Source organism: Alcaligenes sp. RM2, assembly GCF_052931795.1.
In genome coordinates, this window is record NZ_JBRFIO010000001.1 from 1,183,731 (window position 1) to 1,203,139 (window position 19,409).

General features: G+C 57.2%; 21 protein-coding genes. 6 read left to right on the forward strand and 15 right to left on the reverse strand.

Features of this window, described 5'->3' with window-relative positions; translation table 11 throughout:
* Positions 1 to 91 precede the first annotated feature (91 nt).
* The 3 genes from ACU6HM_RS05485 (at position 92) to ACU6HM_RS05495 (ending at position 2,451) form a co-directional block, all read left to right on the forward strand.
* Positions 92 to 964 carry a LysR family transcriptional regulator gene (locus tag ACU6HM_RS05485; protein ID WP_009454570.1) on the forward strand — a complete coding sequence of 291 codons (873 nt, stop codon included), beginning with the start codon at positions 92 to 94 and terminating at the stop codon, positions 962 to 964.
* A gap of 107 nt (positions 965 to 1,071) precedes the next feature.
* Entirely contained in the window at positions 1,072 to 1,947 is an 876-nt protein-coding gene (locus ACU6HM_RS05490) for an alpha/beta hydrolase family protein (RefSeq protein WP_446763432.1), read from the forward strand.
* A gap of 33 nt (positions 1,948 to 1,980) precedes the next feature.
* Positions 1,981 to 2,451 (forward strand): MarR family winged helix-turn-helix transcriptional regulator, encoded by a 471-nt coding sequence (locus ACU6HM_RS05495; protein ID WP_254499344.1) that lies wholly within the window; start codon positions 1,981 to 1,983, stop codon positions 2,449 to 2,451.
* A 76-nt stretch (positions 2,452 to 2,527) separates the two neighbouring features.
* On the opposite strand, the gene leuA is transcribed toward ACU6HM_RS05495, so the two are convergent.
* Complete coding sequence (gene leuA / locus ACU6HM_RS05500; protein ID WP_446763563.1) at positions 2,528 to 4,198, reverse strand: 2-isopropylmalate synthase; 1,671 nt, start codon at positions 4,196 to 4,198, stop codon at positions 2,528 to 2,530.
* Between the two features lie 285 nt (positions 4,199 to 4,483).
* Here leuA and ACU6HM_RS05505 point away from each other — a divergent pair, with 285 nt between their 5' ends.
* Positions 4,484 to 5,320: an AraC family transcriptional regulator gene (locus tag ACU6HM_RS05505; RefSeq protein ID WP_369326712.1), complete on the forward strand. Its 837-nt coding sequence runs from the start codon at positions 4,484 to 4,486 to the stop codon at positions 5,318 to 5,320.
* Positions 5,321 to 5,541: 221 nt separating this feature from the next.
* Here the strand turns inward: ACU6HM_RS05505 and ACU6HM_RS05510 are convergent, their stop codons facing one another.
* The 4 genes from ACU6HM_RS05510 to ACU6HM_RS05525 all read right to left on the reverse strand — a co-directional run bounded on the left by ACU6HM_RS05510 (position 5,542) and on the right by ACU6HM_RS05525 (position 7,065).
* The gene (locus ACU6HM_RS05510) at positions 5,542 to 5,730 is read right to left on the reverse strand and encodes a hypothetical protein (protein ID WP_083053684.1); all 189 of its coding nucleotides are present in this window, start codon (positions 5,728 to 5,730) and stop codon (positions 5,542 to 5,544) included.
* The gene (locus tag ACU6HM_RS05515; protein ID WP_009454582.1) at positions 5,723 to 6,271 is read right to left on the reverse strand and encodes a zeta toxin family protein; all 549 of its coding nucleotides are present in this window, start codon (positions 6,269 to 6,271) and stop codon (positions 5,723 to 5,725) included. Before ACU6HM_RS05515 ends, ACU6HM_RS05510 begins: the two co-directional genes overlap by 8 nt.
* Positions 6,272 to 6,468: 197 nt before the next feature.
* Complete coding sequence (locus ACU6HM_RS05520; protein ID WP_009454584.1) at positions 6,469 to 6,666, reverse strand: YgaP family membrane protein; 198 nt, start codon at positions 6,664 to 6,666, stop codon at positions 6,469 to 6,471.
* A gap of 87 nt (positions 6,667 to 6,753) precedes the next feature.
* Positions 6,754 to 7,065, reverse strand: coding sequence for an ArsR/SmtB family transcription factor (locus ACU6HM_RS05525; protein WP_009454586.1), 312 nt, complete (start codon positions 7,063 to 7,065; stop codon positions 6,754 to 6,756).
* A 119-nt stretch (positions 7,066 to 7,184) separates the two neighbouring features.
* On the opposite strand from ACU6HM_RS05525, the gene ACU6HM_RS05530 reads away from it, so the two are divergent.
* Together ACU6HM_RS05530 and ACU6HM_RS05535 are read left to right on the forward strand one after the other, a co-directional pair.
* On the forward strand, positions 7,185 to 7,529 hold the full coding sequence (locus ACU6HM_RS05530; protein ID WP_009454588.1) for a carboxymuconolactone decarboxylase family protein: 345 nt from the start codon (positions 7,185 to 7,187) through the stop codon (positions 7,527 to 7,529).
* Between the two features lie 21 nt (positions 7,530 to 7,550).
* Positions 7,551 to 7,925 carry a DsrE family protein gene (locus ACU6HM_RS05535; protein ID WP_446763433.1) on the forward strand — a complete coding sequence of 125 codons (375 nt, stop codon included), beginning with the start codon at positions 7,551 to 7,553 and terminating at the stop codon, positions 7,923 to 7,925.
* 114 nt (positions 7,926 to 8,039) lie between these two features.
* Here the strand turns inward: ACU6HM_RS05535 and ACU6HM_RS05540 are convergent, their stop codons facing one another.
* From ACU6HM_RS05540 to ACU6HM_RS05585, 10 genes are all read right to left on the reverse strand, one after another.
* Positions 8,040 to 9,080 carry a hypothetical protein gene (locus tag ACU6HM_RS05540; protein ID WP_021446680.1) on the reverse strand — a complete coding sequence of 347 codons (1,041 nt, stop codon included), beginning with the start codon at positions 9,078 to 9,080 and terminating at the stop codon, positions 8,040 to 8,042.
* A gap of 4 nt (positions 9,081 to 9,084) precedes the next feature.
* Positions 9,085 to 10,275 carry an MFS transporter gene (locus ACU6HM_RS05545; protein WP_021446681.1) on the reverse strand — a complete coding sequence of 397 codons (1,191 nt, stop codon included), beginning with the start codon at positions 10,273 to 10,275 and terminating at the stop codon, positions 9,085 to 9,087.
* Positions 10,272 to 11,465 (reverse strand): acyl-CoA dehydrogenase family protein, encoded by a 1,194-nt coding sequence (locus ACU6HM_RS05550; protein WP_035267961.1) that lies wholly within the window; start codon positions 11,463 to 11,465, stop codon positions 10,272 to 10,274. Before ACU6HM_RS05550 ends, ACU6HM_RS05545 begins: the two co-directional genes overlap by 4 nt.
* Complete coding sequence (locus tag ACU6HM_RS05555; protein ID WP_446763434.1) at positions 11,462 to 13,123, reverse strand: AMP-binding protein; 1,662 nt, start codon at positions 13,121 to 13,123, stop codon at positions 11,462 to 11,464. The genes ACU6HM_RS05550 and ACU6HM_RS05555 overlap by 4 nt, the downstream gene beginning before the upstream one ends.
* Positions 13,120 to 14,937 carry a CoA transferase gene (locus tag ACU6HM_RS05560; protein WP_446763435.1) on the reverse strand — a complete coding sequence of 606 codons (1,818 nt, stop codon included), beginning with the start codon at positions 14,935 to 14,937 and terminating at the stop codon, positions 13,120 to 13,122. Before ACU6HM_RS05560 ends, ACU6HM_RS05555 begins: the two co-directional genes overlap by 4 nt.
* Before the next feature lie 83 nt (positions 14,938 to 15,020).
* Positions 15,021 to 15,293 carry a MoaD/ThiS family protein gene (locus ACU6HM_RS05565; protein WP_369326706.1) on the reverse strand — a complete coding sequence of 91 codons (273 nt, stop codon included), beginning with the start codon at positions 15,291 to 15,293 and terminating at the stop codon, positions 15,021 to 15,023.
* A gap of 74 nt (positions 15,294 to 15,367) precedes the next feature.
* Entirely contained in the window at positions 15,368 to 15,775 is a 408-nt protein-coding gene (locus ACU6HM_RS05570; RefSeq protein WP_003801262.1) for a Mov34/MPN/PAD-1 family protein, read from the reverse strand.
* A 19-nt stretch (positions 15,776 to 15,794) separates the two neighbouring features.
* Positions 15,795 to 16,967: a molybdopterin-synthase adenylyltransferase MoeB gene (gene moeB / locus ACU6HM_RS05575; RefSeq protein ID WP_446763436.1), complete on the reverse strand. Its 1,173-nt coding sequence runs from the start codon at positions 16,965 to 16,967 to the stop codon at positions 15,795 to 15,797.
* Between the two features lie 160 nt (positions 16,968 to 17,127).
* Positions 17,128 to 18,363, reverse strand: coding sequence for an MFS transporter (locus tag ACU6HM_RS05580; protein WP_446763437.1), 1,236 nt, complete (start codon positions 18,361 to 18,363; stop codon positions 17,128 to 17,130).
* Between the two features lie 5 nt (positions 18,364 to 18,368).
* Positions 18,369 to 19,403 carry a class I SAM-dependent methyltransferase gene (locus ACU6HM_RS05585; protein ID WP_446763438.1) on the reverse strand — a complete coding sequence of 345 codons (1,035 nt, stop codon included), beginning with the start codon at positions 19,401 to 19,403 and terminating at the stop codon, positions 18,369 to 18,371.
* Positions 19,404 to 19,409 lie beyond the last annotated feature (6 nt).

Here is a 19,409-nt window from a genome sequence, read left to right on the forward strand (position 1 = left end):
GTTCTATACCTTTAGAGTATAGTTTCTGATATAAATATTAAAAATCAAGAAACTAAACATCATCAATTCAGCCTAGGTATGGTTTTCCCTTATGGATCTACGTCAGCTCAAATATTTTGTGGCCGTTGCCGAAACCCGCAACTTCACTCGGGCTTCGGAGCGCCTGCACATGGCCCAGCCCCCGCTTAGCCGACAGATCCAATTGCTGGAAGAGGAGCTGGGCGTCACACTGCTGCTGCGCAATAACCGCCCCTTGCGGCTGACCGAAGCCGGACGGGTATTTTATGAGCAGGCCTTGCAGATCTTGAGCCGGGTCGATCAACTGGTGCATACGACACGGCAAATCGGACTGCACCAACGACAAACTCTGTCAATAGGCTTTGTGGCATCGACCCTGTACGGCGGCCTGCCCGCTTTGATGCGCAAGCTGCGCCATCAATATCCGGAAGTGGATATGCAAACGGTGGAGCTGACCTCCATGCAGCAGCTGGAGGCCTTGAAGTCCGGGCGAATTGATGTGGGTTTTGGGCGAATACGACTGAATGATGCGTCCGTACAAAGAACGGTGTTGCGGGAAGAGCAGTTGGCCCTGGCTATTCCCCCCAGCTCGGATCTGGCCGATTCAGACAAGCCTTTGAGCCTGAAAAAAGTGCAAGGCCAGAAGCTGATTGTGTATCCCAAAGAACCCAGACCCAGCTTCGCGGACCATGTTCTGCACCTGCTGCACGATCACAGCGTGCGCCCGGCCGAAGTTTATGAGGCCGGGGAAATTCAAGCGGCCTTGGGATTGGTGGCTGCCGATTCTGGATTGTGCTTGATCCCAACCTCGGCTCGTCTGCGCAACGATCTGCACTACCGCTTGATCGAAGAACCGCAGGCGACTTCACCGATTATCTTGACGCACAGGATGAACGATCAGGCTTGGTATATCGAGGCGATCAAGGGTTTGGTCGCTGAAATGTAAGGTCTGACTGTCGTCACTAACAACCCCCTTCCTCTTTGTTCCCGGATTGACTCACTTCTGAAGCCACTCTAATATCATTAACACGTTAACTAAAATTAGAGACAAGCATGCAACAGGTCACGATTCAGCAGGCTGGAAAAGACCCGATCAGCGCCACCGTATGGCCAGCTCCTGATGCCAAAGCGTCCATCATCATTCACCCCGCCACCGGCGTTCCACAGGATTTCTATCGTCCTTTTGCAGAACATCTGAACAGCCTGGGATTCATTGTTCTGAGCTACGACTACCGGGGTATCGGCCGATCTCGTCAGAAGGATATACGCCAATGCGATGTTTCCATGTCCCACTGGATGCTGGAGGATGCGGTTTACGTCACAGACTGGGTCGCCCATCGTTTTAACGGCTTGCCCATGTTGGCTATCGGTCATAGCGTTGGCGGCCATGCAATTGCTATCTCCCCAGCGACTCGCTCCGTGAAAGCTGCCGTGATGATTGCGTCACATGCGGGGGTTACCGCTTTAATTGAAAAGCCCATGGAGCGCTTTCGGGTGGGGCTGATCATGCGGGTACTTACTCCCGTACTGTGCAGCCTTTACGGCTATATGCCGACCCGGCGTTTGGGCTTTGGCGAGGACCTTCCACGTGGCGTCATGCAGCAATGGAGCCGCTGGACGCAAAAGCCTCATTATTTTTATGACGATCCACAGCTGGATGCCAAAAAACGCGCTAGCCAGGTCGATATTCCCTTGCTGGTTCTGGGTTTTGATGATGACCCCTGGGCCAATCCGCGAGCTATTTCCAGGCTGTTGGAACCACTAGGCAAGGCCCGTATAGAAAGGCATCAAATAGAGCACAAGCAGCTGGGTTTGGCGCATATTGGTCACATGGGCTTCTTTCGTAAACGCAACGCAGAGGCACTTTGGCCTATAGTGGTCGACTGGCTGATCGCACAAAGCGAATCCGGCCCTGCATCGAATTCCTGACGTCTAACCGATATCTATCCAGCCATCGCCACAATGAGCCAGAAATCACAGCCACGTTTTGTCTTTTTGTTGAACCATGCCCACAAGGCTTTGCAGCGCTGGATTCAGAAGCAGCCCTCGGCATGGACAGATATCAGCGCGGCCCAAGTTGGCATGCTGTTCCTGATTCGCTCTCAAGGCTCGGTCACGGTGGGAGAAGCAGCCAGCGCCTTGCAAGTCGCACCGGCTGCGATTACCGGACTGTCCAAACGCATGCAGGCAGCAGGCCTGATTCAACGCCTGACGGACGATGTGGATACACGCAAGATTTGCCTGACGCTGACTCCGGCAGGTGAGGACGCCAGCATCAAGGCCAAGGCCACCTTGCAGGACTTGAATCAGCAGTTGTCGGATGGCTTTACCGAAGATGAATTGAAAGTGGTCGCACGTTGGTTGAGTCAGGTGGTGAGTCTGGATCATCCTGCTGACAAAGATATCGCTCAGAAGGACGAGCAGCCTGCCTGATCGAAGATTGCGGCCCGCAACGACGCGGATTGAACACAAGACATCATTGTGGGCCTCAGTAGCCGGATGATCGCGCTTAAACCTCCACCTCCTCAAAACGTGCCGCCGCATTCATCACCGCCATCACACTGGCCGTAATGATATTCGCGTGCTTGCCCACACCAAATTTCGAACCAGGCACACCGGGCATGACCGCTTCCACAATCGCCATCGCGCAAGCGTCCGCTCCTGAACCCAGGCTGCGTTCCTCGTAACTATCGATGCGCAAAGGCAGGTTCAAGGCCGCCACCGTCGCCGCAATCGGCCCATTGCCCGTTCCCGTATAGGTTTCAGTCTCGCCATTGGCATTGACGCATTGCAGCTCTATGCCCTGCTGCCCTTGTGCCTCATCGAACAGGCGATGTGCTCGGTAGCTGTTGTTCCCCTGGCGCTGATTGGCTTGCAGATAGGTGGTCTCAAACAGTTCCCAAATCTGCTGGCTGTTCAGCTCCGTTTCGCTGGAATCGGCAATCTGCTGAACAATGGCACTGAACTCCACCTGCATGCGGCGCGGCATCACAATGCCGTAGTCGCGTTGCAGCAGAAAAGCGATGCCTCCTTTGCCGGACTGGCTGTTGACACGCACGATGCTGTCGTAGGTGCGGCCCAAATCCTTGGGGTCGACTGGCAGATAAGGTACACGCCAGGGGGCATCTTCTTTCTGCACCGCAAAGCCCTTGGCAATCGCGTCCTGATGGGAACCGGAAAAGGCGGTAAAGACCAGATCGCCCACATACGGGTGACGTGGGTGAATGGGCAAGGACGTGGCCTCTTCCGCGATACGCGCTACTGCCGAGATGTCAGAGAAATCCAGATTCGGAGAGATACCCTGGGTATACAGATTCAGGGCCAAGGTCACCACATCCAGATTGCCACTGCGCTCGCCATTGCCAAACAGACACCCCTCGACACGCTGTGCGCCGGCCAGCATGGCTTGTTCAGCGCAAGCAACGCCCGTTCCGCGATCATTATGCGGGTGTACCGACAGAACGATATGTTCGCGCCTATTCAAATGGCGATCCATCCATTCAATCTGATCAGCAAAGACGTTCGCTGTCGTCACTTCCACCGTGGTGGGCAAATTGATAATCATGGGCCGCGCTGGACCCGCGTCCCAGACATCAATAGCCGCATTGCAGACAGCCAGCGACACCTCCAGCTCTGCCATGCAGAACGTTTCAGGTGAGTATTGCAGCACCCACTCCGTTTCCGGGTGCTTGGCCGTCAGGCGCTTGAACACCTCCACATGGTGACGCACCATCTCGATGATTTGCGGCACCTCCATCTTGAAGACGATTTCCCGGAAAGCGGGGGCAATCGCATTGTAGAAATGCACAATCACACGACGCGCGCCCGCCACGCTGCGTACCGTGGTTTCGATCAAATCCTCACGCAGTTGGGTGATGACCATAGGCGTGACGTCGTTCGGGATCATGCCCTCGTCAATCAGTTGCCGGACGATATCAAAATCGGTTTGCGAGGCAGACGGAAAACCCACCTCGATTTCCTTGAAGCCAATACGGACCAGCTCCTGAAACAGACGCAATTTACGGTCGCGATTCATGGGTTCAAACAGGGCCTGGTTGCCGTCGCGCAAATCGGTAGACAGCCACACGGGCGCTTGGCTCAGGGTGCGCTGCGGCCACTGGCGATCGGGCAAATTGACGACAGGAAAGGGACGGTATTTGTGGGAAGGATCAGTCAGCATGGGAACCTCGAATATAGGGAATGACATACCTGGCTTCCCTACTCCAAGGAGCTGGCTACAGTCGGGGTCTGGGGAAACCAGGATAGGACCATTCGCACACACAGGCGTACGGACCCCGACCGGATGTCAGGGCTAGTAGGCCTAGCGATAGCAAGTGCAAATGAGTCACGACAGGTTCAATCCCAAAGTGCTTGATGAAGACGATAAAAGCACTTTAGACTGCAAGAAACTTGGCCTTCTATCAAAAAATAGTCATTTGTTTTATTTTTTTGGACATTCCTGAATATGGGCTACGCATCCCCTGAACGCGGTGGGCGAGCACTGGACTTGTCGCACTCCGATACCTCGCCCTTGCTGGTCAGCGGGGTGATCGAGCGTTACCCTGCCGGCCATGAAGTCCCCCGCCATCGCCACCACCGGGGGCATCTTTTGTATGCCACGGAAGGGGTGCTGCTGGTACAGGCCGACACCGGCCAGTGGCTGGTGCCCCCGACCACCGCCGTCTGGTTGCGACCCGGCGTGCCGCATCAGCTCAATGCCACCACCGCCGTGAATGTGCATGGTTTATTTATTGATGAAATTCTGGCCGCACAATTACCGGACCACGATTGCGTGATCCATGTCACACCACTGGTGCGTGAATTGATTGCAGCACTGGTGCGGGTGATTCCGCAAGAGAACCCACCGTTACGAGACGCCTTACTGGGACAGCTATTGATAGAAGAGTTGCGCGTGCTGCATCCCCTGCCTTTTCATTTGCCCTGGCCGCAAGAGGAATTGATGCGACGGATTTGCGAAGACCTGGTGTGCTCGCCAGCCCAGCAAAAAACAATGGATGAGGTAGCGCGGCAATACGCCTTGACGCCGAAAACCTTGCATCGGCGTTTCCTGAAAAGCACGGGGATGAATCTGGGGAAATGGCGGCAACAGATGCGCTTGATGGCCTCGATCCAGTTTCTGCTGCAAGGAAAGTCCATCACGCAGGCGGCGCTGGAAAGTGGCTATGAAAGTTTGAGCGCTTACTCAGTAGCCTTTAAAAAGACCTTTGCTTATCCGCCTTCGGAGTTTCTGGCGACTTTGAGCCAGTACCCTGATAGGGAGCACGATGCGGGCATGGTCTGAAGCCGATCTCGACGACAAGGATGTCTGGCAGATTGGAGTAACTACTTAGTCTGCCAGCCTGCTTTCTGGCTGATCCCATGCGCTATACGGATATTCATGCATCCATCTCAGGCCTGTCTACAAGACCCATCGCCCTCTTGAGCACTTCGCAAAACCAGCTGTTCAGCAGCAACAAAAGTACGACGCGAGCAGGCCAGGACCGCGATAGCAGCCCAGCGTCATCAACTCTTGCAGACTTCCTGCCGCAGTTGCTCTGCCGAGAGCTTGATCATCTTGCCGTTCTCTACCAAGACCACCGAGGTATTGGTTTGCATGGCCACAAAACGTGCCGACCGCGCTGCACGCTCCAAGGCGGCCAGCGAAGCCCGCAAGTCCGGGTTTTTTGCTTTGGAAATATCTTCTTTATTCATCTTTCTCTCCCCACTCCAACAGGACTGGCACACTGCCTGCGTTATCGTACAAAACCCAATCATCCACGGTATCCCGATAATGATGCAGGAAGTTCTTCATGCCAGCCGCAAAGCGGCGACGAATGACGGGTTCGGGGATGTTATGGCCCCCCTGACGTACCCGTTCTGCCACCCGCGCGATCGCCATATCCGCGTCGGGCAGACTTAAAAAATACAAGCTGACGCGATAGCCCTGCGCCTGCCATTTTTCAATATGGCGAACATAGCCTTGGCCAGACAAGGTCGTTTCCAGCGCGAAGCTCTCGCCCAAGCGAACCGCTTCTTTCAATTCGTCCAGCATCAAACGACCCGCTTTGATGGCCGCGCTCTCTGGCGCAAAAGGCGACAAACCTGCAGCAATCAGATCTGCATTGATAAAACGCAGCACCTCCGCCTCGGCCGGGAGGAAAGAGCGCGCAAACGTCGTCTTGCCTGCCCCGTTCGGGCCAGCAATGATCAGAATCTTTTTGCTCTTGCCCGTGTCAGCGTTGTTGCCAGACATAAATACACCTAAACAATGTCCACATTGAACAGATTTGTATCATACATTGGCGAAAAGGCCAGCCAAGCGCCTTGCTTTGGCCGCCACGCATCCGCGAGACAAGGCGGGTTTTCAGGCGATAAAAAGGCTCCTTGAGCACAAGGAACCTTTTCAAGGAGCGGGCGGGAATGCCCCGCTACCAGGCCATAGCGACTGATCTATTGACGCTTTTTCAGCGGGCAGGTGCTCAGGCCCAGCATGGGGTACAGCGGGCAAAAACCGACCAGCCCCGTGATCAGAGGAATCAGGCCCAGCCAGCCCCACCAGCCGATGACGTTCGTGACTGCCAGCGCAATCAGCACCACACCCACAACGATACGAGCAATACGATCCAAACCACCTACATTGCTTTTCATGGCGAATCCTTTTAACAAAGAAGCAAGGGGAAAACGGGTCGGGCGATGGCCTGCAGGCGATGCGCCCCGCCCCTGATGCCATCAGGCTCAGGGACAGAAAATATCTTTCAAGGTGCCAATCAAGGTGGCGACATTCGGGTCCTCAATGCGGTAATACAGGGTTTGCGCCTCGCGCCGGTAGCTGACCAAACCTTCCTGGCGCATGCGTGCCAAATGCTGCGACAGGGCCGAGGGGCTTAACGCCACCATCTCGTTCAGTGCTCCCACACTCATCTCGCCTTGCTGAATCAAGAGACACAGAATCACCAGGCGTTTGGGATTGCCCACCGCCTGCAACAAAGCGGCCGCTTGATCAGCGCTCTCTTGCAACAGCTCGATGTCGGATTTGCTTTGGATCATGGTTTATCCAGCTTTTCTTGCGCATTAATTTAGATAGATTTTAATTTAGCATATACTGAATTAATGCAGTCAACAATTTCAGCATTCCTTTGCTTTTGTTAATACGACAGGAGTCATGCATGAGTGAAACTAGCTACAAGCAACTGACCCAAGGCATTTCCAGCAATCTGGCGCAGCTACGTCAGACCCAAGCCGACGTGATGAAAGGGTTTGGAGATCTGGGCAAGGCCGCCATGACAGGCGGCGCCCTCGATGCCAAAACCAAAGAATTGATAGCCTTGGCAATTGGCGTAGCCACCCATTGCGAGGGCTGCATAGGCTTTCATAGCAAGGCCTTGGCGCAGATGGGAGCCAGTCTGGAAGAAGTACATGAAGCCTTGGGGGTTGCGATCTATATGGGTGGTGGTCCATCCGTGATGTACGCGGCCAATGCCGTTGCCGCATTCAATGAATTCAAGTCTTGAACCGAAACAAGGAGAATTGTGATGCCTAAACCCGCTGCTTTTGTATCGACGCTGTTCCATGCCCAGGGCAATCCCGACAAAGTAACCGTGGCCCTGACCATGGCTGTCAATGCGGTTCAGAAGGGACATAGCGCCTGCCTGATTCTGATGGCTGAAGGAGTCGCGCTGGGTGTACCCGGTGCCGCCGACCCCATCAGTATTGGCGCCCCCTTTGAACCGGCAGCAGAGCTGTTGAAGAAGTATCTGGAACAAGGCGGACGCGTGGCCGTGTGCAAGTCCTGCATGCTGCATAACGGCTTGAGCACCGAGCAGATGGACCCACGCTTTGAAATCATTACCGCGCCGGATGTGATCGACCTGCTGATGGGCGCAACAGGCTCTTTGCAGATTTCCTGATACGCTGCTTCCTCAAATGCAAAGCAGGCCACAACCATTTCTGTGTTTTGGCCTGTTTGTTATCGACACGCCATGCCCATGTTCAGTAAAGCAAGCAACCGACCTGTAAGCGCATCAAGTCGAATGCGCCAGCAAGGCCTCCAGCAAAAAGAAGCTGGCGCAGGCCGATTCCACCAGTTCAGACTGCCCCGGCGCAACTTTGTAAAGATGCCCCACAAAACGCCCTGTTTCACTTAACTCAGGGGTCAGCAAGGCATCCAGATACAAGCGCGATTGCTCGTGCAGCCATTGTTGTTCCGGCAGAATCTGCGACAGCTCATACATAGCCAAAGAAGCAATCGCCCAGGCTGAACGGTCTACCGGACTTAGTGGGGACTCCTGTGTCAAAAAGCCATGCGCAAATCTCCCCCAACGCTCATGCCAATATCGGCAGGCATTCAGGGCTGCTTGAGCATAGGACTTTCTGTCATACAAGCGCGTTGCGCTTGCCATTCCCAACATGGCCCAGGCCTGCCCTCGTTGCCAGGTTTCAGCGCCCTGCTCGGCCAACACATCGTTCCCGCGTAGCAAGACCGTATCGCGCCAGGCTCCGCTGCGTTTTTGCAGATAACGCAGGCAGGCATCCACATGCCATTGCCCAAACTGACGCGCCACCGGCCCACCCTGCGCATCCAGCACTAAAAGCGTAGGAGCCAGAGCATCCACATTCAACATGTGATTGCCCGCCTCCCCGCCCCCCATCCCGGAACCCAAGGGCCAGAAGCCACTGGAGGCATCAAAGCTGTTCAGCAGAGCTTGTGCAGCCTGATCGACATGGGCTTCGGCCTCTCTATCCCCATGCCAGATGCTGCCCAGGCCGGAGCCATACCAGAACACAAAGCTTCGATTGATGCTGGGCTCTTCCAGCCAGACTTGCAGCTTCTGACACCAGTTCAGCGCCTGCTCCCTATCCTGCTCCTGACCGCTGATCAAGGCGCGTCGCCACCACAAGCCCGCCCAGAAGCCCCCCAACCAGGAGCCACGTCGCGACAAGGTCCATTGCTCGGATGAGGACTGTCTGAACAAGGGAAACTGCTCCCCACATTGCTCTGCAATCTGGTCCATATTCGCAAAAATGGACTCGATGCTGGCTGATCCCAATACCTCCACAGACATTCCATCATTCCCCTTTCGCCATGCGACGAACCTGGTACAAAATCAGGCACAACAAGCTGGCGCATACCAGAATACCCATCAGGAAAGGCCAGGCAGCGGCAAAGCCTTCGGGCGAGCGCAGCAGCACACCAAACAGTGGCGGACCAAAGGCAAAGCCGCCAAAAAACCCGACGGACAACAGCCCTGCGGTACGAGCCGGCGCCCCAAAACGGGCATCCCGCAGCAACATGCTCATGGCAATGGCATTGGTGGCAACCAGGGTCAAGCCAATGGCCAACACCCCGGCTCCCAGGGGCCAGAGCCTGTCCGGTGCAGCCATCATCATCAGCAACAAGGCCACAATCGGGATGACAAACAGGATGCCCAGCAACAAGGTTTCATCCCCAAAGCGGGCAGCGATAGGCGTCAAGAGCACTCGGGACACAATCCCCATTACCCCAAAGCCACTGACCAGCATCCCTATCCAGTACGGCGACACGCCCAGTTGCTGCGCAAATACGCCCAGAAAAGTGATGAAGGACGACAGCACCAGACCCGCGCACAGCTGAATGGCCATTAACAGCCAAAGTTGTTGGCTGGGCCAGGGCAAGCGCCAGGACATGCTGCCGGCTGCGGTGCTGGCTCTGGCTGGCAAAAGCTGCAGGGCAAAGTAGGACAGGCACAGCATGGCAGGTACCCACACCACAAACGCCCCCCGCCACCCCAGTTTGTAGGCCAGGGTGGGCAGGACCAGACCGGCCAGCAAGGCCGAAGCCTGCACGCCGGACTGCTTGATACCAACCAGCCCCGCCTTGCGCTCTGCCGGTACCAACTGGGCAATGGCCTGATTGGTCACCGGGTTGGCCAAGGACTGCGCCAGGCCGCACAAGAGCAAGGCCGTCAGCACACCCCAGAAACCCGGCAACACCGCAATCAGGCTGAAGGACATGGCCACCAGCAGGAACAGCAAAAACAAACCGTGCCGATTCCCCATGCGCTGCACCAAGGCCCCCGCCCACGGCGAAAGCAAGGCAGCCAGCCCAAAGGTGCTGGTGGTCAACCACCCCAGTTGCTCGCGCGAGATGCCCAGATCCTGAATGATTTGCGGACCCAGCACGCCGATGGCGTAAAACACCATCATGGGCATGCCCATCGCCAGAGTCATCAAACTGGCCAGCACCCAGGGTGAACGACTTGCCCGTGTCGATAGCATCATGCGACTGCCTTGTTCATATCTGCCATCTCTTGAGTGGCGTAGTGGGCTTGCAGCAAGTGCTTTCCAACGGTACTGATCAAGGCGTCGTCCGCCCCATCCAGAATATGCGTGGTACGCGCTGCCCGATAGATGCCGGACAAGGGGCTCCAATCGGCCAGCCCTTCGGCCCCCATGATCTGGATGGCGGAATCTGCTGCCGCGCTGACCGCATCCGACGACGCCAGCTTGGCCACATTCACCTCCACCGCATTGGGCAAACCCGCGTCGAACTTGACAGCCGCTTCACGCAGCAAGCAACGGGCCGAGGTAATGGCCCGGTACACCTGATAGACCCGCGCCCGAACCAGTTGCTTGTCCGCCAGACGGGCCAGTTCTCCGCGCTCCGAATGAATGCGCTCGCACATGATTTCAAAGCTGCGTTGCGCCAAGCCCAGCCATTGCACAGATCGCAAGATACGCCCCAGGGCCAGACGCTTTTGCATCAGGGCAATGCCCTGTCCGGCGCTACCCAGAACATAGTCCTCCGGCACGGTCACATTGTTGAACAGCAGCTCGTTCTGCCCTTGATAACGCCCCAGCAAGGGCAAGGGACGCACGACTTTAAATCCCGCCGCATCCGTGGGCACGATCACCATGGACAAGGATTCATTCACGGGACCGTCCGCGCTGCGCGCCACCACGGTCGCGAAGCTGGCCTGTTGCGCCCGACAAATAAACCACTTGCGGCCATTCACATGCCATTGCCCGTCTTTCAGGCGAGCCTGACATTGCATGGTGGCCGGAATCGAACCAATGCTGTCCGGTTCGGACATGGCATAGCTGGACACTGCATCCCCCTTGAGCAAGGGCGTCAGAAAGCGCTGTTTGACGCTGGCCGAGCCATGATGGCTCAACATATACGCATCCAGCGTGGCATCTGCCCCGAAAATGCCAGGACCATATTCAGAGCGCCCTTCCTGTTCAGCCACGGGCAAGTATTCGACCAAACTGGCGATCCGACCGCCGCGATGCATGGGGTAGAAACTGCCGAACAAACCCGCCTGTTGAGCGCGGCGTGTCAGATCCAGAGTCAGCTCGCGGGCCAGATTATCTCCCTGGGCCAGAATGCCCTCGTTGGGGATGATCTCGGTATCCACAAACTGCCGCAGCTTGCGGCTCAAGGCTGCGCTGGAAATGGCAAGGTGGTTCATGCTGCTATCCCCGCTGCAGTCTTGGCCCCAGAGCCCAATGCAGCCGCATCAGCGGCCAAGGCGCGCTTGTCGATCTTGCCTGCAGGCGTCAGCGGCAGGCTGCGGTAAAAGCGCAGATACTCCGGCAGCTTGTTCACTTCCAGACCCTGCTCACGCAAGAAGTCGGTAATCTCTTTCAGGGAGAAACGTGGCACGCCTTCACGCACCGTCACGCACAAGCAAATACGCTGGCCCAGATCCGCGTCGGGAACCGGCACGCAAGCCACAGTGACTACATCCGGGTGAGCCATGACCAAGCCTTCAATTTGCACCGGGCTGATGTTCGCGCCACCACGAATGATGATGTCTTTCTTGCGACCCGCCAGTACCAACTGCCCTTGGGCATTGATGTAACCCAGATCGCCCGTTTTCACCCAACCCTGTTCGTCCCGATACTGGGCATCCAATTCCGGGGCGTTCACATATTGCATGGGGCTCAAGGGACCACGAGCGGTAATTTCACCTACTTCGCCTTGCGGCACTTCGGCACCCTCATCGTCAATCAGGCGGATCTCGCACACTTGCGGATTAGGGGTCCCCACACTGCTCAAGACCACGTCGATGGGATCGTCCAGCGTGTTGTGGCAGTTCACCCCATCGGCCGAGCCGTACAGACTGATAAAGCCGCAATCAAACGCTTCCACGCAACGACGCACCGTGGCTTCATCAATCACTGAACCACCCACAATCAAGCCGCGCAAGCTGGCTTTATCGGCCTTCTCCAGCTCGGGCGCTGCCGCAATACGCTGGAACATGGTGGGCACGCCCAAAATAAAGCTGGGTTTGAAGGCATTGATAGCGGCAATCGCGCTAGGCACATCAAACTTGGGCAAGACCACCAAAGAACCTCCCAACCAGCACAGCACACCGAAGGTGGCCGTAGAGCCAAATGAAGAACCCAGCGGCACCAGATACATGCCCCGGAACTCCACATCATTGGGGGAAATGCGTTGCAGGAATCGGCCACGTCCGCCCACCAGGGCATTATGCGAATAGGCCACCAGCTTGGGTTCGGACTCCGTGCCGGAGGACACCAGCAAACGCACTGGCGAATTAGGAGACACCTCGGGCAACTCGGACAAGGCCAGGGGTTCGCCCTCGAACAGGGAATCCAAAGTCATCCAGCCCGGACGCGATGGGCCTTGCACAATCAGGACACGTAAGGACAACAGCGTAGGCCGCAAGGACTCGATCACTTCGCACAAATCAATGCCTGCATATTCATGCGGCACAATCACCGCCCGTGCATCGCAACGACGCACCAGCGACTGAATATCCAGCTTGCCCCGTCCGGGTGGGAAAGGCGCCACAATCGCCCCCAAAGCAGCGGCGGCCAGGTCAATGGCGCAGCACACCCAATGGTTGCTGAGCTGATACGCCACCACGTCGCCCGCCATAATCCCTGCACGACGCAAGCTGCCTGCCAGACGCAGAGCCGCGTCCATCAAGGCGCTATAACTGATATTGCCTTCGGGCGAGAGCACCGCCAGTTTGTCCGGATGAGCCTGAGCTTTTTCCGCAAACAGCGTAAAGACCGGCTTGTTCGGGTAGGTACCGTCCTCTATCCAGCGTTGGCGCAATGACGCAGGGACCAGATCGATGATGCCAGCGTGATTCATAAAAACCTCCAGGGAGAATTAATAGACGAATAGCCCTTGTCATGGAAATGGGACGCCAGGCGTGGATCAGCACGCAGTTGCGCCAGATTGCTATGGACGCGGCGGGCCGGTACGCCCAGCACATCCAGTTGCGTTTCCAGGCTACGGGCAGACTGGGACAGAAGACGATCCGGCAAGACCGTCCAGACGGCATCGGGCGACACATTCAACCACCCGGCCAGGGCATGCAGATGCGTTTGATCCTGACAGTCGATGACCATGAAGCCCTCGCCCGTCTGGAACACCGCCGACACGCCGGTTTTACTGATGGGAGAAACGGCCTGGGCCAGATGATCGGCCGTGGCCAGCAAAGAGCTGTCGACCCGCAAGCCCGACCCGCTCAGGCCCCGGCGCAGCAAGGCGGCACTGATACCCAGCGCGGCCATCACCCCGCCCAGCACATCCAGCACCGTAAACAACGACCCGCCCCGTGCATCCGAGGTTTGAGAAATGGTGTGAGCAATGCCCGACCAGGCTTGCACCGTGAAGTCCGTCCCCGGCGCATCCACTTGCTCCTGGCCCCAACCGCCCGCATAGGCGTAGACCAGATCCGGGCGCACCGCGTGCAAGTCCTGGGCATCCAGTTGCAGCTCGGCCGCCTTGCCCGGCGCCCAGTTATGCAGGAACACATCGGACTCGCTCACCAGCTCGTAAATGGCCTGGCGGCCTTGAGCCGATTTGATGTCCACTTCCTGCACCATCTTGAATTGATTAAGCGCATCAAAGCGCACCGAGCAGCCATCCACGCACGGTGGCATGGCACGCAAGGGATCACCACCGGGCGGTTCCAGACGAATCACTTCGGCCCCCAGCAGCGCCAGCAAGTGACCGGCAATAGGCCCTTGAATCCGACGGCAGGACTCCACCACCCGCAAACCACGCAGGGGCAAATCGGCCTTGGACGGCAAGGTGCTCAATGAGCCGGGCGCGGCATGAATCTGATGCTGCCACAGACCGGCCAAGGCCGCGTAATCACTATCGCTCTGGCGTTGAGCCGGGGTACGTACCGGCAAGATGGCCATGCCGGTCTGCAAGGCCAGTTCCTGCAAACGGGCAAAGTTCAGGGCTTGCAGACTGCTTAAACATGCCGCTGGCATAGGGCACACCGCCTTGGCATAGCGCAGCAAAAACGCTTTCCAGGCCTGACCAGCCAGATCGGCCGGTACGCCCACTGTTTCCCAAAAAGCGCGCCAGGGTCGCGGGTCCAAGGTTTCCAGTTCAAAGACCACGCCGTCTTGCGAAACAAAGGGAGGCCGCAAGCCGGGATCGTAACTACCCGCCAATAACTGTTCGGGATCTTGAGCCGCCGTTGCCCCGGCCAGATACTGCCCGATACTGAGCAGGCCGCAGCCCAAGGGCGAAACCGACACCGTAGAGAAACGCCCGCCGCGCAATTGGCCCAAGGCCGCCGCCAAGGTCGCTTGCAGGGTCATGGCTGAACTGAGCACGGCCAGATAATCCAGGCCCAGCGTGCCCGAAAGCCCACTGGAGCGTCCATGCACGGACAAGATACCGCTGGCAGCCTGCATGCTCAGCTCGCTGATCGCGGCTTGCGTCATGCCGCCCGCCTCGGTTTCCAGATGCGTGCTAATCGTTCCAAAATCAGGCGAATACAGGCTGAATGCTGCTTCGTCTTGATGGCCTGCGGATTGTCCTTGTTCAGATAAACCCAGCAATCGAGCCTGACGGCTCAAGGCAGCAGGCAAGCCCGGCCAATACGGGGGCTGTGAGCCCATCTGCCAACGTAATCCGCAGCCATGTAGTAATTCAGACATAGTTCCAAACCAGAGTGATGCGCACGCCAAGTGCTGATTGCAGAAACCAGCACTTGCACCATGAAAATCCAGACCAGATGGTCTTAGCCCCCTGCTACGGCAGGCAGTACGGTCAGGCTGTCGCCAGCACGAATGGCGGTTTTCAGGCCATCACTGAAACGGATGTCCTCTTCGTTCACGTAAATATTCACGAAACGGTGCAGGTCTTCGCCGCTCATCAGGCGCGCCTTGATGCCGGGAAACTGGCCTTCAAGATGCTCGATCGCTTCGCCTACCGAAGCGCCCTGGGCCTGGACTTTCTTCTCGCCGTTCGTCAGTGGACGCAGCAAGGTCGGAATAGAGACTGAAATGGACATGCTTAAAACTCCTTTGAAATAGTGGTTTCCAACAGCCGGGACACACGCTCCCCTTGGGGGAGCGACGCTGCTCCCTAGACAATCACGATGGTTTCTTCGGTCACACCGCCGTCGATAATCCGGAAGGATCGAACCGGCACGGTGGCCTGATCCCAGGTGGACACGATCAAGTAATGCAGTTCGGGATGGCCCGCAAAATCAATGTCATCCTTGCTCGGGAAAGCCTGGCTGGCGGTATGAGAGTGATAGATCACGCAACACTCCTGATCGTCCTCATCCAGACGGCGGTAGACCTGAAATTGCTCACGCGAATCGAACTGATAAAACACCTCCGAGGCCGCCCGGTTTTGCATGGGCAGCACGCGTTCGGCCACCAGCGAGCCCTCCTGAGCGGCAATCAGTCCGCATGCCTCAATGGGGTGATCCTGCTTGGCATGATTCAGAACTTGCTCCAGAGCAGAGCGACGAATCTGCAAGGCCATGATGTGCTTCCTCCCGAACTTAGTAAGACGCCAATTCGGGATCGACCTGCTCCACCCAAGCCAGCACACCGCCTTCCAGATTGCGCACCTTGGGGGCCTTCAACTTGATCAGCTCTTCGCACACGGTCCTGGAACGCGCACCGGAGCGGCACGAAATCACCAGATCCGCATTCGGACCAAAGGCAGCCAGAATCTCGGCGGCGACGGTGGGCGATTTGGGCATCAGAATCGCGCCAGGAATATTCACGATTTCCCATTCATTGGGATCGCGCACGTCCACCAGGACAGGGGCCTGCTCTTGGTCCAGCCGTTCTTTCAGCTCCAGCACAGTCATGACAGGCACGGGGATGGCCATGGCATCAGCCGGTGGATTCAGGCCGCAGAAGGTTTGGTAATCGCCCAGCTCGGTCACGGGCTTGCGATTGGGCAGGCGGCGGATGGGCAGTTCGCGGTAGCACATATCCAGTGCGTCATAAGCGATCAGGCGGCCGATCAAAGGATCGCCAATGCCGGTAATCAGCTTGATGGCTTCGGTGGACATGATGGAGGCAATCGAGGCGCACAAGACACCAAACACACCGCCCTGCGCGCAAGACGGAGCCAGCTCGGGCGGTGGGGGCTCGGGGTACAGGTCGCGGTAGTTCAAACCTATGCCACCGGGCGCGTTTTCCCAGAACACGGAGACTTGGCCTTCAAAGCGGAAGATCGAACCCCAGACATAGGGTTTATCGGCCAGCATGCACGCATCATTGACCAGATAGCGGGTCGCAAAGTTGTCGGTGCCATCCAGAATCAGGTCGTAGCGCGAAAACAGCTCGACCGCCATGTCCGGTTCCAATCTGTCGGTATACGTTTCTACCTTGATATGGGGGTTGAGCTTGTGAATCGCACGCTTGGCGCTTTCCACTTTCAGCTCGTCAATGCTGTCTACGGTGTGAATGATCTGGCGCTGCAGATTGGATTCATCCACCCGGTCAAAGTCGATGATGCCCAGTGTGCCCACCCCGGCTGCGGCCAAGTACAGCAAGGTGGGCGAACCCAGGCCCCCTGCTCCGATAACCAGCACTTTGGCATTTTTGATGCGGCGCTGGCCTTCCATGCCCACATTGGGAATCAAGAGGTGACGGCTATAACGGTTAACCTCTTCGCGGCTTAAAGGCTCACCGGGCTCAACTAATGGGGGCAAGGTCATAATGACTCCTGGTTAAATACATATGAATACGAACAAGACTTATTCTCAAATACGACTGAAAATGACACAATAGCCTTCGGGCCCTAATTTCTATGCGAAACGGAGCAAAAACGATGAACGCCAGCGCAACCTGCACACGCTGGCGTTTTCAGACCCTGACTTACTGGCTACGCAGCAAAACTTCGGTGCTGGCACCGACGCTGTGGCGAACGCGCCAAGCCAGTACAAAGGCGAACAGAACACCCAAGGTGAGCACGCCCAGCATGACAACCTGACCGAAACGGTCCAGCACGATGCCGGCGACAATGGGAACGGCCATACGGGCCAAGGTGAAGATGGTCGACTGCAAACCGTAGTCCGATGCATTGCGCTGTCTACGGGTAAAGAACATGGTCAGCCCAAAAAGCAATGCCGACACAGCCCCCATGCTGGCCGCAATCAACAGGGCGCTGCTGATCAGCCACACCGGCCCCAGCTTGGCCCAGACGGAAACCATCAACAGAATCAGAGACAGCAAGGCCGCCAGCAGATAAATCGGAATGGCACGCGCGGCACCCAGAAATGACGCCAAACGTCCGCCAATCAGGCTGAACACGGCACCGGTAATGCCACCGGCAATCCCTACCGTCCAGGCCACCTCTTCCAAAGGCATGCCCTGGTCCAGCATCAAGGGTTTCAAGTAGAACCAGACAGCGCCAATAAAGGGGAAGCTGGTCAGTAGCAGGCTGGTCCACTGCTTGGCCCCTTCCTGCCCGAAGAAGCTGACCCAATCGGCAACAAAACCGGGCGTTGCCTGCTCGGTCTCAGCCGCTTGCAAACCGGCTTTGGAACGCAAAAAGACAAAGGGCAAACAACCAATCACCAGCCCCAGGCCCATCAAGGCAAACGGTGCCTGCCAACCCCAACGGGCCTGCACCAGCACCATCACCCCCGCCCCGACGATCGCGCCCAGAAACAAGGCGGCAGAACGAATACTGCCTGCACGCAACTGCTCGTCACGCGGCAGGTATTGCACCGCCAAGGCATTCAAGGGGATGTCCATCCAGGTCGCCACAATGCTGATGGCAAAGGTCAGGGCAAACAGCAGGGTCCGCTGATCAATCAGATTCTCGCGGCCTATGCCTACATACAAAGCCAACAACAAGACCGCCATCAACCACAGCCAATGCACAAAATGTCCGCCACCCAGGCGGACACGCTGCACCGGCATGGCCAGCACCAGCTTGAAAATGGCGGGCAAGGCCGCCAGCTGGAACAAGCCTATCTCGGTGCCGGACCAGCCATGCTGTCGCATCACCAGGGGCATGCCCAGCATCAGGTAAATACTGGGGACGGCCAGCACCAGATTCATCCAGCCAAACAGCAGCTGCGCCCCCCATGCTTTCCACGTCTTCATTCTCATCACCCTTTGTACGCCTTGCGCGCAATCAATGCAGTGACGGGCGCAACCGGAAAGCGCACCTCATCAAACTGCTGAACATCATCAAATCCGGCTTGTTCCAGCAACTGGGCCAACTGCCCTTCCGGCAGCACATGGCGGCCTTGCATACGCATATGCAGGTAGTAATGCAAAATCCGTTTGGCCTTGCTGACCTCGGTATGCACTTCGGCGTGACAGCACACCAGCACCCCGCCGGGGCGCAGCGCACGATACAGACGGGCCAGCAAAGCAGGAATATCCGGTACAAAATGCAGCACGGAAGAGCACCAGATCAGGTCATAATCCGCCCCGAGATCGTCCACCAGCAGATCACCGGCCGAGGTGCTGATACGGGCCTCCAGACCGGCATCAAGAATTTTTTGCTGGGCGACGGCCGCCGCCGCTTCGTACTCGAACACCACGGCATTCAAGTCCTGCTGCTGTTGCGCCAAGGCGATGGTTACCAGTCCTGGCCCACCGCCCAAATCCAGCAAACGTTGCGCCTGCCAGAACTCCGGCACGGCTCCAAAAATTTCACAGGCCACCTCGGCCGTCACCGCCGTTTGTTCCTGAGCAATTTGCGAGCGCGCCGCTGCTGCCCAGCCTTGCTGAATCAATGCCGGATCCGGCGGGGGCGATTTGCCATTGCGCAGCAGCTCGTCAAGCTGATTACCCACTTGGCGCAAGACTCCATGCCGAAACAACAAGGCATCGCCACAATATTGCGCCGAACCCGGATTCAAATAACGCGCCGTTTGCGGCAGGCTGCGATAGCGTCGCGGACAGGTCCACTGACACTCCAGCAGCTCCAGACTCCACAACAACTCCAGCAGGTAGGCGGTGTTGTCGGCGTCCCACTTGAGCACAAGCGCAAGTTCCTCCGCAGCGATAAACTTATCCAGATGCGCAAACACGCCATACCCCAAAGCCAGGTTCAAGGCATCTGCACTTAAACCCGCCAATTGCGCGTCCCAACAGGCTTGCAGAGCATGCGACTCCAGCAATTGCTCCGACAAAACGAC

Coding starts and splice junctions, on each gene's coding strand:
- ACU6HM_RS05505 (WP_369326712.1), top strand. CDS start 4,484: ATGGGCTACGCATCCCCTGAACGCGGTGGGCGAGCACTGGACTTGTCG.
- ACU6HM_RS05565 (WP_369326706.1), bottom strand. CDS start 15,293: ATGTCCATTTCAGTCTCTATTCCGACCTTGCTGCGTCCACTGACGAAC.
- ACU6HM_RS05530 (WP_009454588.1), top strand. CDS start 7,185: ATGAGTGAAACTAGCTACAAGCAACTGACCCAAGGCATTTCCAGCAAT.
- ACU6HM_RS05520 (WP_009454584.1), bottom strand. CDS start 6,666: ATGAAAAGCAATGTAGGTGGTTTGGATCGTATTGCTCGTATCGTTGTG.
- ACU6HM_RS05515 (WP_009454582.1), bottom strand. CDS start 6,271: ATGTCTGGCAACAACGCTGACACGGGCAAGAGCAAAAAGATTCTGATC.
- moeB (WP_446763436.1), bottom strand. CDS start 16,967: ATGACCTTGCCCCCATTAGTTGAGCCCGGTGAGCCTTTAAGCCGCGAA.
- ACU6HM_RS05555 (WP_446763434.1), bottom strand. CDS start 13,123: ATGAATCACGCTGGCATCATCGATCTGGTCCCTGCGTCATTGCGCCAA.
- ACU6HM_RS05545 (WP_021446681.1), bottom strand. CDS start 10,275: ATGATGCTATCGACACGGGCAAGTCGTTCACCCTGGGTGCTGGCCAGT.
- ACU6HM_RS05550 (WP_035267961.1), bottom strand. CDS start 11,465: ATGAACCACCTTGCCATTTCCAGCGCAGCCTTGAGCCGCAAGCTGCGG.
- ACU6HM_RS05540 (WP_021446680.1), bottom strand. CDS start 9,080: ATGTCTGTGGAGGTATTGGGATCAGCCAGCATCGAGTCCATTTTTGCG.
- ACU6HM_RS05490 (WP_446763432.1), top strand. CDS start 1,072: ATGCAACAGGTCACGATTCAGCAGGCTGGAAAAGACCCGATCAGCGCC.
- ACU6HM_RS05495 (WP_254499344.1), top strand. CDS start 1,981: ATGAGCCAGAAATCACAGCCACGTTTTGTCTTTTTGTTGAACCATGCC.
- ACU6HM_RS05580 (WP_446763437.1), bottom strand. CDS start 18,363: ATGAAGACGTGGAAAGCATGGGGGGCGCAGCTGCTGTTTGGCTGGATG.
- ACU6HM_RS05510 (WP_083053684.1), bottom strand. CDS start 5,730: ATGAATAAAGAAGATATTTCCAAAGCAAAAAACCCGGACTTGCGGGCT.
- ACU6HM_RS05560 (WP_446763435.1), bottom strand. CDS start 14,937: ATGTCTGAATTACTACATGGCTGCGGATTACGTTGGCAGATGGGCTCA.
- ACU6HM_RS05525 (WP_009454586.1), bottom strand. CDS start 7,065: ATGATCCAAAGCAAATCCGACATCGAGCTGTTGCAAGAGAGCGCTGAT.
- ACU6HM_RS05485 (WP_009454570.1), top strand. CDS start 92: ATGGATCTACGTCAGCTCAAATATTTTGTGGCCGTTGCCGAAACCCGC.
- ACU6HM_RS05535 (WP_446763433.1), top strand. CDS start 7,551: ATGCCTAAACCCGCTGCTTTTGTATCGACGCTGTTCCATGCCCAGGGC.
- ACU6HM_RS05570 (WP_003801262.1), bottom strand. CDS start 15,775: ATGGCCTTGCAGATTCGTCGCTCTGCTCTGGAGCAAGTTCTGAATCAT.
- leuA (WP_446763563.1), bottom strand. CDS start 4,198: ATGCTGACTGATCCTTCCCACAAATACCGTCCCTTTCCTGTCGTCAAT.